The 18,022-nt window shown below is 45.1% G+C and carries 10 protein-coding genes; 4 read left to right on the forward strand and 6 right to left on the reverse strand.

Annotated features, from left to right (window positions below; all coding sequences use genetic code 11):
• Nucleotides 1-45: 45 nt before the first annotated feature.
• From AB4493_RS11165 to hemL, 5 genes are all read right to left on the reverse strand, one after another.
• Nucleotides 46-1,728, reverse strand: a complete 1,683-nt coding sequence (locus tag AB4493_RS11165) for an ABC transporter substrate-binding protein (protein WP_017056650.1) — start codon at nt 1,726-1,728, stop codon at nt 46-48.
• A 699-nt stretch (nt 1,729-2,427) separates the two neighbouring features.
• Nucleotides 2,428-5,817, reverse strand: a complete 3,390-nt coding sequence (locus AB4493_RS11170) for a response regulator (protein ID WP_136977818.1) — start codon at nt 5,815-5,817, stop codon at nt 2,428-2,430.
• A 216-nt stretch (nt 5,818-6,033) separates the two neighbouring features.
• Nucleotides 6,034-7,056 carry a 16S rRNA (guanine(1207)-N(2))-methyltransferase RsmC gene (gene rsmC / locus AB4493_RS11175; RefSeq protein WP_017066801.1) on the reverse strand — a complete coding sequence of 341 codons (1,023 nt, stop codon included), beginning with the start codon at nt 7,054-7,056 and terminating at the stop codon, nt 6,034-6,036.
• A gap of 110 nt (nt 7,057-7,166) precedes the next feature.
• Nucleotides 7,167-8,252: an AI-2E family transporter gene (locus AB4493_RS11180; protein ID WP_017059406.1), complete on the reverse strand. Its 1,086-nt coding sequence runs from the start codon at nt 8,250-8,252 to the stop codon at nt 7,167-7,169.
• 342 nt (nt 8,253-8,594) lie between these two features.
• Nucleotides 8,595-9,890 carry a glutamate-1-semialdehyde 2,1-aminomutase gene (hemL, locus tag AB4493_RS11185; protein WP_010436060.1) on the reverse strand — a complete coding sequence of 432 codons (1,296 nt, stop codon included), beginning with the start codon at nt 9,888-9,890 and terminating at the stop codon, nt 8,595-8,597.
• Between the two features lie 296 nt (nt 9,891-10,186).
• Between hemL and erpA the strand changes: the two genes are divergently transcribed.
• The 3 genes from erpA to AB4493_RS11200 all read left to right on the forward strand — a co-directional run bounded on the left by erpA (nt 10,187) and on the right by AB4493_RS11200 (nt 15,118).
• Nucleotides 10,187-10,528: an iron-sulfur cluster insertion protein ErpA gene (erpA, locus tag AB4493_RS11190; protein ID WP_004734539.1), complete on the forward strand. Its 342-nt coding sequence runs from the start codon at nt 10,187-10,189 to the stop codon at nt 10,526-10,528.
• A gap of 362 nt (nt 10,529-10,890) precedes the next feature.
• Nucleotides 10,891-12,015, forward strand: a complete 1,125-nt coding sequence (locus AB4493_RS11195; protein ID WP_017059405.1) for an efflux RND transporter periplasmic adaptor subunit — start codon at nt 10,891-10,893, stop codon at nt 12,013-12,015.
• 10 nt (nt 12,016-12,025) lie between these two features.
• Nucleotides 12,026-15,118: an efflux RND transporter permease subunit gene (locus tag AB4493_RS11200; protein WP_372154982.1), complete on the forward strand. Its 3,093-nt coding sequence runs from the start codon at nt 12,026-12,028 to the stop codon at nt 15,116-15,118.
• Between the two features lie 84 nt (nt 15,119-15,202).
• On the opposite strand, the gene AB4493_RS11205 is transcribed toward AB4493_RS11200, so the two are convergent.
• A complete protein-coding gene (locus AB4493_RS11205) occupies nt 15,203-16,492 on the reverse strand; it encodes a peptidoglycan DD-metalloendopeptidase family protein (RefSeq protein ID WP_065584911.1) in 1,290 nt (429 codons plus the stop codon).
• Nucleotides 16,493-16,621: 129 nt separating this feature from the next.
• On the opposite strand from AB4493_RS11205, the gene tyrS reads away from it, so the two are divergent.
• Nucleotides 16,622-17,809, forward strand: coding sequence for a tyrosine--tRNA ligase (gene tyrS, locus AB4493_RS11210; protein WP_017059402.1), 1,188 nt, complete (start codon nt 16,622-16,624; stop codon nt 17,807-17,809).
• The last annotated feature ends 213 nt before the right edge of the window (nt 17,810-18,022 follow it).

An 18,022-nucleotide genomic window follows, 5' to 3' on the forward strand; every position in this document is an offset into this window, starting at 1 on the left:
TTATAAGCGGCGTAAGAGGTTACGCCGCAAGGATTGAACGATTACTTATTTAACTGGTTTTAGGTCCAGTACATGAAGTAGACGCTCTGGAATACCAGCCCAAATGTTTGGACGGCCTTTTGGATTTTCTTCGTTCCACCAACCAGTGAAGCGAGTTGTGTTGTATTGGTACATGTAAGCACCAGACATCACAGGGATTGTCACTTGGTCTGCAGCGATGATTTGCTGGATACCGTGTGCAATGTCTAGCTGCTCGTTCTTATCAGCTGTTTTGTAGAAGCTGTTTAGAAGACCATCTAGCTTGTCGTTTTTGTAGAAGTGCATTGCGAAACGAGGCATACCATCACCAGATTGTAGTGATGAGTTGTAAGCACTGTTCCAGTACGTGTATGGATCCGCACCGTGGAAGTAGTTTGTGTATGCTACGTCGTATGTACCTTCAAGCATTGCTTGGTTGTAAACAGAGAAGTCAGGTGTACGAGCTTTTGCTTTAATACCGATTTCGTTTAGCTGTTCTACCGCTAGTTGAACTGTGTTGTTGAAGTCAGTCCAGCCGTTTGGCGATTGAATCATTAGTTCGAAAGACTTGCCTGATGGAGTGTCAACAAAACCATCTTTGTTTACATCTTTGAAGCCAGCGTCAGCAAGAAGCTTCTTCGCGCCTTCAGCGTTGTAAGTGTTGAAGCCTTTGTACTTGTCATGAGTTTTTTCATCAGACCAAGCTTCAAACGCGTAGCCAAGACCCGATGCGAAATCGTTTACAGTACCGCCACCGTAGAATGCGATGTCGATGATAGTTTGACGGTCAAGAGCCATAGAGAAAGCACGACGGAAGTCAACGTTGCTCAATGCTTCATGCTTCGCAGCATCAGGGTGCTTGAAGTTAACGATGAATGCCTGTGTACCTGCTGGCGGGTACCAGTAGTGGTGTTTAGGGCTAGCTGCTGCGTATGTACGATCGATATCTGGAACGAAAGAAGACGTCCAGTCCATTTCACTGTTTACAACTTTACCTAGGAATTGGTCGTTGTTCGCAATTTGTGGAACACGTAGACAGTCAACATCTAGGTTGTCTGCATCCCAGTAGTTCGGGTTTGCACACTGGATGTATAGCTGCGCTGTAAACGTATCGATTTCTGTAAATGGACCAGAACCTACCGGGTTCTCATTGGTAAACGTTGATGGATCTTTAACGTCTTTCCAGATGTGCTTAGGTACTACAGGTACTTTAGCAATCTCGTAAGGTACGTTTGAGTTTGCTTCTGTTAGTGTGAACTTAACTTGGTTGTCGTTCAGTTTCTCTACAGAAGTTACCCAAGAGTTGATACCAGATTGGTCAAGCTCTGGCTTCTCTTTTACAAGGTTGAAAGAAAAAACAACATCATCAGCAGAGAAAGTTTCTCCGTCAGACCATTTAACACCCTTACGAATGTCGAAAACAACGCTCATCAGATCATCTGACATCTTGAAGTTTTCAGCTAGACGGAACACTGGAGTGTTACCGTGCATTTCGTTAAATACTACTAGCGGCTCATACATGAAGTCAGTTGTAGTATGTAGGTTAGTAGCACCAAGGTACGGGTTAAAGTTACGTACGAATGTAGTGTACTCTTTCGGGTGAACGGTCAGTTCACTGCGTTCTGCAGCGGTTGCTACTGATGCAAAACCTGTTGTAGCAGTTGCAATAATTGCTGTTGCTATTGCTGTTTTTTTTATATTGGCAAGCATAGCTGTTCCTTACTATTTGCTTTCATTTCACTAATGGATTGAATGTTATCTGTCGCTAAATTGTTTAGTAGATACACACTCTGGTTAAAGGCCTACCTCTTCTTCGTTGCTCCAGATTCATCGTTGATCTGAGAAGTGGTAAGAGTGGCCTGTAGGCCTTTGGCAGGAGTAAGAAAACACCTTATCGATGAATTAATCAAACTCGTTTCCCGTCAAAAACGTTAAAAATACACAACCCCACGTCATTAACGTCAAAATAGGTTGCTTTGGTGGTTTTTTGTGCGGAATTGTTAAGGTGATGTGACTCGCATTTGGTTTTGAGGTTATTGCTAGTTGTAAGTGGTCACTAACTTTAAAGGCTTTTTATTATAATGCTTTACCCTACGTTGGTATAATTGTAGATCTCGGTCACTTGCCAGTTTTACGTTAAATTTCCCTAGAAAATTAAATCTGCCGTTCTGTTGTGACTCGCTTCTCAAACTGCAACAAAGAGTCAGATATGATTGAGAATAGAACGAAAAGTACTGACGGTTACGAGCTCACACTGTACGTAATTGGCGTGAATTCCTCCTTGTTTAAGGGCGTAAAAAAAGTGCGTTGCAAGCGATGGGATTCTACTTTTTGTGATTATTAGGCGTACAAAAAAGCCCACGCTAGGTGGGCTCCATTATTCAAAGTATCGTGATGTTGGTTCAGGGATTAACTGGTCAGTAGTTTCTGAAGTTTATCTCTTAGCATCTCAATATGGGTTCTTTCTGGCGTCTGTTCTTTACAGTGTTCCAGTATGAATTCGATTGAGCTCAGTACCGTTCGCCAGCGAGGGGTTTTCGGTAGGGTTTCTACGCGTAGGTATTTGTCTAGCGTTCGAGTTTGCAGCGTACTGCGGTCTAAGTAGACGCGCCACAAGCCACTCTTCTCGGCGAAAGCGAACTTGGTTTCACCAGTCACCGATTCCCAGTAGATGATGGCATTAGTCATCGCATCGACCAGTACCTCGCGCATTAACTCTTGCTTGTTTTTACCTTCACCGGTTGCCTTGTCAGCAAGACGAGTAAATTCTCCGCCAAGCTCCTTCAACTGTTGCAACTTATCTTTGTCGCCTTCAAAGGCATAACTAGAGAGAGCTTCAACCGCCGTTTCAAGGTTATTGATTCGGTTTGAGTTAACACCACCACCTACATTGAAGATATACATGGTGTCGAGCCCTGAGCCTTCAGGCAGCTTAAGGATGTCACTTGGTATGCGCTGACGTGTATCGTCTATATAGATATCAATATCACCGCAGTAGTGGGCTTGTTCTACCTTAAGGTATTTAGGCGCAATGATCTCGTCGACCATTGAGCGTTTAAGTTGTTCTTGTCCGCGTCTGAATAGCTTCGCCGCAGCTTCGTTAGCAAAGCGAATACGTTGGTCGTCACGAATACAGATGATGGCTTCAGGTGCCGATTCTAGTTGCTCTAATAAGCGGCCTTGAGTTTCTAACAAGTTAGCCTCAACCATCGCTCTATGTTTGAGCTCGAGTTGCAGTTGGTCGTTTTCAAGGCGTCTCTGTTCAGCTTTGCTTGCTGATAGATGTGCTGTAATTCGAGCCGCTAGTTCTTGTTTGTTGAACGGTTTAGACAAGTAGTCATTGGCGCCAGCTTCGAAACCTCGAACACGGTCTTCTGCTTGGTTGAGTGCCGTTAGCATGATGATTGGCAACTGAGCATGATCGTATTGCTTACGCAGTGCTTCACAAACCTGATAGCCGCTCATTCCTGGCATCATGATGTCGAGCAGAAGCAGCTCTGGCTTCTCTTTCTCAATCAGTTCAATGGTTTCAGGGCCATCACATGCAGTACGTACTCGATAACCTTCTAACTTCAAGAAGCTGTCTAATACTCGCAGGTTAACCGGCTCATCATCGGCGATAACCAATAACGGGCCATCTGGGTTTTCACTGATAACACTATTTTCTTGTTGGCTGTTATCAATTAAATCAGGCGCTTGGAAGTGCGAGTAGTGACCTGATTCGTTGTAACTGTCTAACTCATCTTGAGTAGCTAGGGGCAGGGTAAAGCTAAACGTAGTGCCGAGCATTGGTTGGCTACTAACGTACAGTGAACCGCCCATTAGCTCGATCAACTGACGACTGATCGATAATCCAAGCCCTGCACCTTGGCGGTAGTTACTCGCATCTTGGCCTGCTTGAATCAATGGCTCAAAGATGTGCTCAAGGTACTCGGCCGGTATACCTTGGCCAGTATCGACAACTTGTACACGAATGTTGTCATCGATAACGCTGGCAGAGATAACAATTTTACCTTCTGAGGTGTACTTGATGGCATTGCCGACCAAGTTATACATCACTTGCTCAAGTCGTTGAGGATCCGATGAAACCAGACCTAAATCACTTGGGACTTGGTTAATAATACGGATTGGCTTATTGCCCAATAGGTGATGAGACAACTCTAGGACCAAGCTGGTGGCTGCCGACAAATCAACGGCTGATTTCTTAATATCTAAGCTGCCATAGCGCATCTTGTGATAATCAAGCAGATCATCAACCAAGGTCGCCAATCTCTGACCGCTATTGATGATGATATCCAACTGATATTTCTGATTAGCAGGAATAGGGCCGTTAGCTCCAGATATCAACGCTTCAGCGATACCCACCATGCCATGCAGTGGTGTTCTCAATTCATGTGAAGTAGTCGCTAAGAACTCATCTTTGAGTTTATTTGCCAGTTGTAACTCTTCGTTTTGCTTTTGAATGGTCTTAAGGTTGTCCTCAAGCTCATCGTTTTGGCTTTTGATGAGCTGCATTTTTTCACGAATAGATCGCTGCATTCTTTCGAAGCTCACCGCGAGTCGGCCTATCTCATCTTTGCGCTCGGTATTGATCATGGTTTCATCGAGATCACCCGCCGATACTTTTTCGGCAGCCCACGTCAGTTTAAGCAGTGGGGATGTGATGAAGTTAGACAGATAGTGCGATGCAACGACTACCAGAATGATCGCCGTTAGCATCACGATCACGAAGATCTTTTCTAACTGATGAATACGGGCAAACGCCTCTTTCTCTGGCAGCTCTACGACAAGAGCCCATGTTGCGTATTTCAGCTCAATTGGCGTATATGCCGCGATGATCGCTTGATCTAGGGTGTTGTCGAAGGTGCCAACCGCTGTTTCGCCAGCCAATGCTTTATCGACAACATCTAGGCTCAAGTTGATAGATTCTTGTGAATGAGCAAGGCTACGCGGCAGGTGATCATCACCTACAAGCAGCGTTTGAATATTCGAACTCTTGTTGAGATCCGCAATCAACTTAGTAATGCCGTTGATTGGTAGCCTAAACATCGCGTAACTGTGTAGGTAGCCTTGTTGAACGATAGGTGCGCCTAGCCATGCGGTCTGTTTGCCATTCTCGTCTTTAAAGTCAGAAACGATAACCGGCGTGTAATCTTCGTTAGATTTGCGTCGGTCGGTTACGTCTTTGGCTAGTCGTTGAAAGGTAATACCTAGGTTGGAGTCCTTGTATTTTCCTGTCAGCAGATTGGTGCCGTAATCGTCATTTTTAAAGACGGAATAAGCGACGTTACCGTTGATATCAACTAAGAGAATATCGTCAAAATCAGAGCGTTTAAGCAGTTCTAGGTAAGCATTATGGTAGCGCTTGTGGAGCAGGCGATAACGCTCGCTGCCAATAAAGCTGCTGGATTCAGGGAGGATCGACGTTTTGATTTGATCGCCAGAGCCTTGAATATAGCGCTGCTGTGCATTACTGCGTGCCTCGTCAATATCTAACCCCAATCGTTGAAATGCATTGATCAAACCATAAAATCGCCCGCCACTGGCATTGGCCAATTCTGAGCGAACAAAGCCCATCACTTGGGATTCTTGAGCTTGTAGGTAATCGACAATTTGCTGCTGCTTAGTATCACGAACCGAAACAAGGTGTGAGGTGCTTTGTTCCTGGAGATCCTGACTGTGCGATTGGAGGAAAAATATCGCGATAAGTGTCACAGGGGTAATACTGAGGACAAGAAATGCCAGCATTAGGGTATTTTGAAGGCGCTTAAACTTCTGCTTACGATAGAATCTAAACATAAATTGGGTACTACTTTCCTTTGATGTACTGCTAAAAGGGGCGAAAACAAGTACAGAGAATAGAATTAACGGGTTCCAATTTAACGAAATTAACGAGTTTTTTTACTTTGACAAGTAAGTGGTATTTAAAGCGTGTGCAAAAGCTCATTTTTATAGAGTTTTGACAAAAATATGAACAGACAGCGCAGATAATGACCCTGCGCTGTGCTAGAGAGGTTATTTGTTTGCGTGATAGATCGCGAATTTAGTGGTCTTATTTAGAGTCGCGCATTTTCCAAACGCTTGTTCAATAATTGGAATGTATTTTAAGAAACTATTCGCAACAATAATCATCTCACCAGAACGCTTCAAATGCTTAGGAGCCTGAGAAAGTAAGGTCTCAGTCGCGCTGTAGCTAGTGTCTAAACCTGAATGGAATGGTGGGTTACTGATGATGAACTGATAGTCTTCTGCAGTATCAGAATAGACATCGGATGCGAAGACTTTACCCGTTAAACCATTCGCTTCTAGCGTTGCTTGGCTTGATGCCACGGCAAATGCACTGATGTCGCACATTTCTAGCTCGATATCTGGGTTACGAGATGCCATCACCGCGCCCAATACGCCTGCACCACAGCCAAAATCCAGTACCTTGCCTTTTAGTTTTGGCAGAGTATCCAACAGAAGTTGGCTACCGACATCGAATTGACCGTGACTGAAGACGCCAGGAAGGCTTTTTACCGTAAGTGATTGCTCACCAATGTTAACCGTGTAGGTCTTAAACCAGTCTTGCAGGTTGAACGCTTGTGGTTGCTCGAAGCATTGACCCCAGTAGAAAGAGCAACGACGCGCTGAATCGTATTTAACAACTTTGCCGTAAGGAGCAAACATCTTCTCGATGCTTTTCACGCCTGAACGGTTTTCACCAACCACGACGATCTCGGTATCTTTGCCTAGCTTGGCAAATAGCATCGCCAACAAAAATTCCGCTTCCGCTTTGGCTTTTGGCCAGTACAACATCACTAAGTCGGCTTTGGTCTCTTCGGTAAACTCCGCACCATAAAAACGTTGGATGGTGTTGTAGCCTTCTAATTGACGGTAGTAGCTGTAATTAGAAGTAAACACAGAGACAGATTCACAATGCTTCGCTAACTCAACAGGGAACAAATCTTCTGCCTCACCGGCAACTAAAACATGTTTGCCTTCAAAGTAGGCGAGTTGGCGTTGAGCAATCTGGCTTGGTGCAATATAAGCTGACATAGGACACTCTGTTGAATCGTTAGCAAAAAATGAGGGCGGATTTTCGCATAATCCGCCCAAAGCTTGAAGTGTTTAATACGGGTTCGCCAATCAAGTTGACGTCAAGTTCGTTAACTCTTGTCTTGCTGGTTTAAAAAGTCCTTAAACTCTTCATCGTAGATGTTGAATAGGACAATGGTAATCGCAAAAATCAATGGTCCGTAGATAAGACCAATTAGGCCAAACAGTTGAATACCACCCAATAGTGAGAAGAAGATCATCAGGGTATTCATGCCTGCACTGCCTTGCATTAGCAGCGGACGCAGAAGGTTATCAATTGAACCAACAATCGCTACACAGTAAACCGTTAGGAAAATCGCCCACGTGGTATCACCAGTTAGGAACAAGTAGGTTGCTGCTGGAATCCAGATTAATGCGGTACCCACAACTGGGATGAAAGAGGCAAAGCCCATCATAGTACCCCAGAATAGACCTGGGAAACCGGCAATCCACATACCTAAACCGCCGGCAAAACCTTGCGCGATTGCGGTTAAGAATGAGCCCATTACTGCTGATTTAGATACTTGTTCTATCTCTGTTAGAAGTTTGTCTTCTTGGCTACGAGACAGCGGCAGAATATGACGAACCACACTGATGATTTTGTCATGATCTCTTAATAAGAAGAACAAAACGAACAGCATCAAGAAGAAATCCATCAAGAAATTGGTTGCGTCACCTAAGATTTTGGCACTGATACCAACTAGCTTAGAACCAAAGCTGGTCGCAAACTCACCGACTTTTTGTGCGATGGCTTGGGGCTCAATGTTGTCGAAAGGCAGGTAGTTATTCACAAATGACAGCGCTTTGACCACTAACGGATGAGCAAACAGAGTCTGAATGCCGCCGTGTGTTACCCATTGGTAGGTGTTCTGAGAGAACAGAGAACCTTGCTGAACAATTGCTGCGAATACTGCCAATAAAGGGATAACAATAATGAAGGTCAGTATGATACAAGACAGCAGAGAGACGATGTTTTCTTTATTCGGGAGCTTTTTTTCAAGCCACTCATGGATTGGGAACATCAATAGTGAAATGATAAAGGCCATCACGATAGAGTTAACGTATGGCTCGATAAGCAAGTAACAAGCATAAGCCGCCGCGAGTAGGGCAATGATGATCACCCAGTGGCTGGAATTGATTTTGAGTTTTTCTGACACGGTAATGGTCTCTATATTTGCGTTCTGAGTTTATAATGGCTGCAAAACAGAGAGTTAGCAATGAGGAGTTTTGATAATGGGATGCTGTAATAAAGATAAGAAATGCCAAGACGAAGAACAGCAAACAAAAAAAGAGATCCCTTGGTTCAGAATGTTCCTCGGTACCTTGATGTTGTTGGTTTTTCTTTTCTGGGAACGTTAATGCTTTTGGTTCAGCTTTAGCCTTAGTCGACGGCTAAATAAGCTGTCATATTTGTGGCTGTTGAGCGCGATATATAAAAAAGGGCTGCATTTAATGCAGCCCTAAATTCAATCGGTTAGCGACTTATAAAGTGCTTTCGATTATTTGCTTTCAGCAGCAATGATCGCAAGAGAGCGGTCAGCAGCTTCTAGTGTTGCATCAAGTTCTTTTGAACCATGAGCAAGAGAAGTAAAGCTTGCTTCGAATGCTGAAGGTGCAAGGTAAACACCGTGATCTAACATTAGGTGGAAGAAGCGCTTGAAGCGTTCTACATCACACTTAGTTACATCTTCGTAGCACGTCACAGTTTCTTGGTCAGTGAAGAAGAAACCAAACATGCCGCCAACTTGGTGAACTAGCATTGGGATGCCGTGCTTGTCAGCAAGTTGCTTGAAGCCTTTTGCCAACTGCTTAGTTTTTGAAGCTAGACGCTTTTCGTTGCCTTCTTCTCGTAGAAGGTTCAAACATGCGTAGCCAGCAGCCATTGCAACAGGGTTACCTGAAAGCGTACCCGCTTGGTAAACAGGGCCAGTTGGTGCGATGTATTGCATCACGTCTTTACGACCACCGAAAGCGCCCACAGGCATGCCGCCGCCGATCACTTTACCAAGACACGTTAGGTCTGGCTTGATGTTGTAGTAAGCCTGAGCACAACCTTCAGCAACGCGGAAACCTGTCATTACTTCATCAAAGATTAGCAATGCACCTTCTTGGTCACAGATTTCACGTAGACCTTCGTGGAAGCCTTCTACAGGAGGGATACAGTTCATGTTACCCGCTACTGGCTCAACGATGATACAAGCGATCTCGCCTTTGTTTGCTGCGAAGATTTCACGTACTGAATCTAGATTGTTGAAGGTTGCCGTTAATGTCAGCTTAGCAAAGTCAGCCGGTACACCAGGAGAGCTTGGTTGACCTAAAGTCAGTGCGCCGGAACCAGCTTTTACCAGTAGACTGTCTGCGTGGCCGTGGTAGCAGCCTTCAAACTTAAGAATTTTGTCACGACCAGTGAAGCCACGAGCTAGACGAATCGCGCTCATTGTTGCTTCTGTACCTGAGCTCACCATACGTAGCTGTTCCATTGATGGAACCATCTCAGATACAAGTTCAGCCATTTTGATTTCAGTTTCGGTTGGAGCACCGAAGCTAAGGCCGCGTTGAGCTGCTGCAATCACAGCATCACGAATAACAGCGTGGTTGTGACCAAGGATCATTGGCCCCCAAGAGCCAACGTAATCGATATACGCTTTACCATCAGCATCAAAAATAAGTGGGCCATCAGCGCGTTCAACGAAGATTGGAGAACCACCTACGCCATTGAATGCACGAACTGGAGAGTTTACGCCACCAGGAATAGTTTGCTGTGCTTTTTCGTACAGCTCTGCTGATTTGGTCATTGATATATCCTCTTTTGACTGTCGGACCAATTGGCACGCATTGTACCTATCCCTAATCCAACTAGGAATGCTTTCGCCCAGATAATCACCCGAATCTGGTTGTTTTGTGTGGTTACACGTTTTAATTGTTAGATATTGGTGAGTTTACAGCAGTAAAAGGACCGATCCTGTGGTGAATACTTGAACGTTTCAGTCAGGTATTAGATAATCACCGGAATATAAGAAAATACTCAACAACTATGGTCTCGAATTAGATTTGTATCATGTTGTTTTTGACACAGGTAAGAGAGGTTGTCGTGAGCGAAGTAAATATCCCATTGTCTTTTTCTGATGCAGCAGCTACCCGCGTACAAACGCTAATTGCTGAAGAAGAAAACCCAGAACTAAAACTGCGTGTATACATTACAGGTGGTGGTTGTAGCGGTTTCCAATACGGCTTCACATTTGATGAAAAAGTAAATGATGGCGACACTACAATTGTAAACAGCGGTGTAACGCTGGTTGTTGACCCAATGAGCCTACAGTACTTAATGGGCGGCATGGTTGATTACACAGAAGGCCTAGAAGGCGCTCGTTTCTTTGTGAACAACCCGAACGCGACAACAACATGTGGTTGTGGTGCATCATTTAGCGTATAGCATGAGCTCAAAGCTGCATTAGCTGAAAGCCACACCAGAAGGTTGTAAACGCCGAACTTATGTTCGGCGTTTTTGTTTTTATATCCCCAAATTTCTCTTCATAACAAAGCTCCTTTCTTAGCAAGGCTCTTGTTTGTCACGCAGCCTCAAAATTGCTAAGACATATTAAGTTATTGCTTTTAAAATCATTCCAACCTTCTATTTTGTCATTTTTAGTACACGGCATATTTTTTAAACTGTCGATAGCGTCCAACTTCGTTGAGGATTGGTCTGTTAAGGTTACCTTTGTGCATAAGGAAGTTGCACATCACGCTATTAAGCCAACTAGCGCGCCTGAATGACATCGGACAAAAGGATTTGTTATGCCCACTCTATTTTCTAACTCACCACTTTTTCAGAAATTGAAGCAGCCGTGGCTGGTTTCTCTGACTCTAGTCGTGTTGTTGTCGATCTGGCTTGGTTTAGGCGTAGGGCAAGCAGAAGAGTCACCTGAAAAAAAGGCAACAGAAATTCCGCTGGCTAAGGTTTCCTTTCAAACCTTCACCTCATCACCGACCTTTAAAACGATTGATCTCTATGGAAGAACGGCGCCCGATAGGCATGCTCGTCTAGGTGCAGAAGTCGCGGGTAAGATTGTCAGATTGAATGTTGTTAAGGGGGGGATGGTTAAAGCAGGACAAGCCATTGCCCAGATAGATAAGGGTGATTTAGAGATTCAACTAGAGCGAGCATCTGCGTTATATCGCTTGAAGCAGAAAGAGTTCAAAGCGGCGCAGTCACTGAAGAAAAGAGGACTGCAAGGTGAAATCGCCTACACCACAGCTGAGGCTTCATTAACAGAAGCAAAAGCCATGATGCGCAATGCGGAGTTGGCTTTAAAGAATACTGTGATTACTTCGCCTTTTTCGGGTGTGGTTCAAGATTTGATGGTGGAGCTCGGTGATTTCGTTAGTGTTGGCGATCCTGTTGCTGGCGTGATTGACCTCGATCCTTTGGTTATTGAGGCGGATGTCAGTGAGCGTCATATCCAACATTTGCTAGTCAATCAATCTGCTTTGGTTCGTTTGTTAGGGCGAGAAGAAGCGGAAGGCCGTTTACGCTATGTTTCTCGTATCTCTTCTGTTGCTACTAATACCTTCCCAATCGAGATAGAAATCGATAACTCTAAAGGCCTATTACCAGCAGGTGTCAGTGCCGAAGTTAAACTCAACCTAGAAACAAGAGATGCAATAAAGATAACACCGGCGATGCTAGCATTGGATGAGGCGGGTAACCTAGGGGTCAAAACCTTGGTTTCAGTCGATGACTCACCAACGGTGAAGTTTGTAGGCATTCAGCTAGTAAAGGCCGAACAAGATGGAGTGTGGCTCACGGGGCTAGGTCAACGCGTCGATATCATCACAGTAGGCCAAGGGTTTGTGCGTGATGGTGATTCGGTGATTGCTGTTGAGCAAGTCGCTGAACTCTCTAACGTAACCGCAGAGTAGGAGATAACCGATGTATTCAATTATTGATGCAGCCTTGTCTCGTGCTCGAACAATGCTCTCCCTTTTAGCGTTAATCCTTGTAGCCGGTGTCGTCACCTATATCACGATACCTAAGGAATCGAGCCCAGACATTACCATCCCAATTATCTATGTTTCGGTCGGGCACCAAGGGATCTCGCCAACGGATGCAGAACGTTTATTGGTTCGACCTATTGAGCAAGAGCTGAGGTCGATTGAAGGCGTAAAAGAGATGACAGCAACCGCAGCAGAAGGGCATGCCTCTGTTGTGTTGGAGTTTAATGTTGGCGTCGATCTCACCAAAGCAATGGCCGATGTGCGTGACGCGGTTGATCTGGCTAAACCAAAACTACCAGAAGACAGTGACGAACCGACCGTAAATGAGGTGACGCTGGCTTCTGAGCAACCTGTTTTGTCTGTTGTGCTATTCGGTACCGTTCCTGAGCGCACCATAGTGCAAATTGCCCGAGAGCTTGGAGACAAATTAGAAAGCTATCGCCAAATCCTTGAAGTCGATATTGCGGGCGATCGCGCTGACATCGTCGAGATCATTGTCGATCCGTTATTGATGGAGAGCTACAGCTTAGATCAAGCGGATATCTATAATCTGATCGTTCTGAACAATCGAGTGGTGGCCGCAGGTTTTGTTGATACTGGCTACGGACGTTTTTCTGTCAAAGTCCCTTCGGTATTTAACTCCTTAAAAGACGTGCTTGAGTTGCCTATTAAAGTGGATGGCAAGCAGGTGGTCACTTTTGGCGATGTCGCTACGGTTCGTCGAGCGTTTCGAGATCCTGAAAGTTTTGCTCGTTTAGATGGCAAATCTGCGGTGGTGTTGGATATCAAGAAGCGTGCAGGTGAGAACATCATCGAAACCGTTGAGCTAGTCAAAGCGGTAATGGCTGGTGCTCAGCAGCAAGCGGAATGGCCAAATAACCTGTTGGTCAAATACACCTGGGATGAATCTAAAGATGTGAAGATCATGCTTAATGATCTGCAAAACAATATCTTATCCGCCATTATTCTGGTGGTGATCGTTATCATCGCGATTCTTGGTGTGCGTACCGCTTTGTTAGTGGGTATTTCCATTCCAGGCTCATTCCTAACCGGGTTATTGGTTCTTTCGGTGTTTGGCTTAACCGTCAACATCGTAGTGCTGTTCTCTCTGATTATGGCGGTGGGGATGCTAGTAGACGGTGCGATTGTGGTGACCGAATTTGCAGACAGGCGAATGCAAGAGGGTGAAGGGCGCAAAGCCGCTTACCGAGATGCAGCGAAACGGATGGCGTGGCCGATAACCGCATCGACTGCCACAACCTTAGCCGCATTTGCTCCGTTACTGTTTTGGCCTGATGTGACGGGCGAATTTATGAAGTTCTTACCACTAACTCTGATCGCGACTTTAACTGCATCATTGATCATGGCGTTGTTGTTTGTGCCCGTGCTGGGCGGTTTGATTGGCAAACCTCAATACGTATCGTCTAAAAGCCAAGCTCGAATGGTCGCACTGCATAATGGTGACTTTTCACAGGCTACTGGTTTAACCAAGGCTTACTACCACACGCTTTCTTTAGCGATTAAACACCCCTTTAAGATTTTGTTCAGTGCGGCACTGCTCGCGGTTGCAGTTGGTTTTACTTATTCAAAAGCGGGTCTAGGTGCAGAGTTCTTCCCAGAAGTTGATCCGCCATTCTTTAATGTCAAAGTTCGCTCGCATGGGGATCTGTCTATCCAAGAAAAGGATGACATCATGCGTGATATTGAACTGATGATGCTCAATCATGATGAGTTCGATACCGTTTACACGCGTACTGGTGGTGACGACCAGATTGGTTTGATCTCAATTACGCCTGTTGACTGGCAATATCGACGCAGCGTTAAGGCGATTATTGATGAGTTGAAGGTACAAACCGATCAATACGCTGGTGTTGAGATTGAATATAAGTTCCCTGATGCTGGGCCTCCGGTTGAAAATGACTTAGTGATTGAGCTGTCGGCAAGAACTCCAGAGCAGCTCAATCAGGCTGCAAAAATTGTGAGAGGTTGGGCTGATGGAAATAAAGCACTGACCAATATCAGCGATACTGCGAGTAAAGATGGCATCGATTGGAAGGTGGATATTCGCCGCGACGATGCTGCGCGCTTTGCAGCTGATGCGACCTTAGTGGGTAATACCGTTCAATTCGTGACTAATGGTCTCAAGATTGGTGATTATCTGCCCGATGACTCTTCAGAAGAGGTCGATATCTTGGTGCGCTACCCTAATGATAAGCGTGATATCGGGCGCTTCGACCAGCTTAGGGTGAAAACGCCAGCAGGTTTAGTACCTATTACTAATTTCGCTCAGATCGTTCCCGACCATAAGCAAGACACCATTAAACGCCTTGATGGCAAGCGTGTGGTGAACATCATGGCGGATATGGAAGAAGGGTATAACCTTGCTCTCGAACTACCAAAGATCGAACAAGCATTGAGTGAGCTAGGGCTGCCGAGTAGCGTGGAATTTCGCATCCGTGGTCAAAACGAAGAACAAGAAAACTCGTCAGCCTTTTTACAAAGTGCTTTCTTGGTTGCTTTGGCGGTAATGGCTTTGATTCTGATTACTCAGTTCAATAGCTTCTATCAAGCGTTTTTGATTCTGAGTGCTGTATTGTTTTCGACCGTTGGCGTGTTCGTTGGCTTACTGATCTTCCAACGTCCGTTTGGCATTGTGATGTCGGGAATTGGGGTAATAGCGCTCGCCGGCATAGTCGTGAACAACAACATCGTGTTGATTGATACTTATAATCAGCTCATCAAAAGAGGCTTGGACAAGCGAGATGCGATTCTAAGAACCGGTGTTCAGCGTTTAAGGCCAGTAATGCTCACGACGGTTACGACTATCTTAGGTTTAATGCCGATGGTGTTAGAGATGAACATCGACCTGATTAATCAAAAGATAGAGTTTGGCGCGCCAAGTACACAATGGTGGTCACAGCTTGCGACCGCTATTGCTGGTGGTTTGGCGTTTGCCACGGTGCTGACTTTAGTATTAACCCCTTGTTTGTTAATGCTTGGACGGAACAACAAACCTGAAAAACAGTAGCTAGTTGTGGTATGTGAGCATAAAAAAGAGCGCCTTGATGGGCGCTCTTTGCATTTTTCTATTTTGCAGTGAAGCTACAAACGCCTAGTTAGTCGCTAGTAACTGACCGTATCGCTCAAGGTTTCTTAATCGAATCTCTGAGTTGGCAATAAAGGTTGCTTTTGCTTTACCAGTTAACGACTTGGATTGAGGCAATTTCACGGTACGCGCATTTTTATGTACGCCATTAACCAAGAATTCATAATGTAAGTGCGGGCCAGTCACACGGCCTGTACCGCCCAAAGTACCAATGGTTTGGCCTTGTTTTACGCGCTGACCGGTTTTCACCATACGTCGCTTCATGTGCAGGTACTTGGTGATGTAGGTGTTGCTGTGGCGGATGAACACGTAGTTACCATTGAATTGGTTGTAACCTGACTTCTGAACAATACCGTCACCGGCTGCCCAGATAGGCGTGCCAACAGGGGCTGCGTAGTCAGTACCGCGGTGAGCTCGAATCTTACCGGTTACTGGGTGTCTCCTGGTAGGGTTAAAGTTCGATGTTACGCGACGAAAATCAATTGGTGAGCGCAAGAACGCCTTCTTCATCGCACGACCATTTTCATCGAAGTAGTTGCCGCTTTTATCATCCAATACCGCGGTAAATGAATCGCCTTGGTTTTTGAACACGGCTGCCATGATCTTACCGCGACCAACTACTTCACCTTCAACCACTTTCTCTTGGTATAAGATTTTGAAGCTGTCGTTCTTACGAATATCTAACGCAAAGTCGATATCCCAACCGAAGATGCCGGCCAGTTCCATAATTTGGTTTGCGGTTAAACCTGCGCTGACGCCAGCGTTCCAGAAGTTAGAGGTGATGTTGGCTTCGGCATAATTGTATTGGTATACCACTTCTTTTTTGTCGAAACTTGATGAGAAAGAATCGCCAGATTTAGTGATCTTGAAGCTTTCAAACGCACTAAGTTGTCGTTTTAACTGAATAAGGTCGTTGTTTTCATCAAAGCCGAACTGCAAGACATCACCAGGTCTTAGGTTAGACAGCTGCTTCTTAATATCATTATTGGTATTGAGTAGCGTGATCAGCAGACGGTATGAGAGGCCAATACGTTCAAATAAAACAGAGGTGCTTTCGCCAGAGCGAACGGTGTATTTCTCCCAATTGAGCACTGCCGTCGGTGGAGCGTCACTTGAGCTAATAAGTGCAGAGGCATTGATAGTCAGTGGGTAATGTTTTCCCACAACTAAAGCGCCCGAATCGTCACGCAAACTGTTGACGTCGGGGAGTAAGAAAATCGCGACGAAAATTATGGCACTAAAAAATGCGATAAAAGCCCGGTGCAAAATAGGAAGGCGTGCAAAAATAGACAACATGTTCCGGTTCGTTCTGTAAATATTATGAAAATCGACGACGGAATAGTGTAACTGGTTTCAAAATACATCGCTATTCAAGTAAGATGTCTAATTAATGTATTTTTGCCAAATCTGTGGGAGTGAACAAGAATGGCGAGTATTGAAGCTGCACTAGCCGAGATCAAACGTGGCGTAGAAGAACTGATTCCAGAAGACGAACTGATTGCAAAACTAAAAGAAGGTCGTCCTTTACGCATTAAGCTGGGTGCCGATCCAACAGCTCCAGATATCCACCTAGGCCATACGGTTATCTTTAACAAGCTTCGTGCTTTCCAAGAGCTTGGTCATGAAGTGACATTCCTTATCGGTGATTTCACTGCAATGGTTGGTGACCCATCAGGTAAAAACTCAACACGTCCACCGCTAAGCCGCGAAGACGTATTGAAGAATGCTGAAACTTACAAAGAGCAAGTATTCAAGATTCTAGATCCTGCGAAGACGCAAATTCGTTTCAACTCTGAATGGCTATCTGAGCTTGGCGCTGAAGGCATGATTCGTCTTGCTTCTAACCAAACTGTTGCTCGTATGCTTGAGCGTGATGACTTCAAAAAGCGTTACGCTGGTGGTCAACCGATCGCAATCCACGAATTCATGTACCCACTTCTACAAGGTCACGACTCTGTTGCACTAGAGAGCGACGTTGAGCTTGGCGGTACTGACCAGAAGTTTAACCTTCTAATGGGTCGTGAACTGCAAAAAGCAGCAGGTCAAAAACCACAAGCGGTACTAATGATGCCACTACTTGTTGGTCTAGACGGTGTTAAGAAGATGTCTAAGTCTGCGCATAACTACATCGGTATTAGCGAAGCACCAAGCGAGATGTTTGGTAAGATCATGTCTATCTCTGACGATCTAATGTGGAGCTACTACGAGCTGCTGTCTTTCCGTCCTCTTGAAGAAGTTGCGGAACTGAAAGCTGGCGTTGATGCAGGTAAGAACCCGCGTGACGTTAAAGTGCTTCTTGCTAAAGAGATCATCGCTCGTTTCCACAGTGAAGCAGATGCTGAAGCCGCTGAGCAAGAGTTCGTTAACCGTTTTGCTAAGAACCAAGTTCCTGATGAAATGCCGGAGTTTGAATTCGAAGCAGGCCTGCCAATTGCGAACGTTCTAAAAGAAGCGGGTCTTGTAAACTCGACTTCTGATGCGATGCGTATGATCAAGCAAGGTGCGGCTAAGCTTGAAGGCGAGAAGATTGAAGACAGCAAATTCGTGCCTGAAGCAGGTACTGCCGTTTACCAAGTAGGTAAGCGTAAGTTTGCTCGTATTACTATTAAGTAATAATGCACATCAATAATTGAACCAAAGGCATCCACGGATGCCTTTTTTATTGACTTAAAATTGACGAAACTTTGAAACGCCTATTGCTACACTATGCGCGCTGTCAAATTGACAGTAATTCTGGAGATTTTTATGAACAATACCGACCATCCTCCTAGTTTGAATGGAGAAGAATAACCTGTCTCGGTATTGATCTATTGTCCTGCCGTTCAG

It is taken from the genome of Vibrio sp. 10N.222.55.A1, from assembly GCF_041473835.1.
Taxonomy (GTDB): domain Bacteria; phylum Pseudomonadota; class Gammaproteobacteria; order Enterobacterales; family Vibrionaceae; genus Vibrio; species Vibrio crassostreae_C.

Excerpts from the sequence above, each read along its gene's own strand:
- AB4493_RS11195 (WP_017059405.1), top strand. The coding sequence starts at position 10,891 with ATGCCCACTCTATTTTCTAACTCACCACTTTTTCAGAAATTGAAGCAG.
- AB4493_RS11165 (WP_017056650.1), bottom strand. The coding sequence starts at position 1,728 with ATGCTTGCCAATATAAAAAAAACAGCAATAGCAACAGCAATTATTGCA.
- hemL (WP_010436060.1), bottom strand. The coding sequence starts at position 9,890 with ATGACCAAATCAGCAGAGCTGTACGAAAAAGCACAGCAAACTATTCCT.
- AB4493_RS11170 (WP_136977818.1), bottom strand. The coding sequence starts at position 5,817 with ATGTTTAGATTCTATCGTAAGCAGAAGTTTAAGCGCCTTCAAAATACC.
- tyrS (WP_017059402.1), top strand. The coding sequence starts at position 16,622 with ATGGCGAGTATTGAAGCTGCACTAGCCGAGATCAAACGTGGCGTAGAA.
- AB4493_RS11205 (WP_065584911.1), bottom strand. The coding sequence starts at position 16,492 with ATGTTGTCTATTTTTGCACGCCTTCCTATTTTGCACCGGGCTTTTATC.
- rsmC (WP_017066801.1), bottom strand. The coding sequence starts at position 7,056 with ATGTCAGCTTATATTGCACCAAGCCAGATTGCTCAACGCCAACTCGCC.
- AB4493_RS11200 (WP_372154982.1), top strand. The coding sequence starts at position 12,026 with ATGTATTCAATTATTGATGCAGCCTTGTCTCGTGCTCGAACAATGCTC.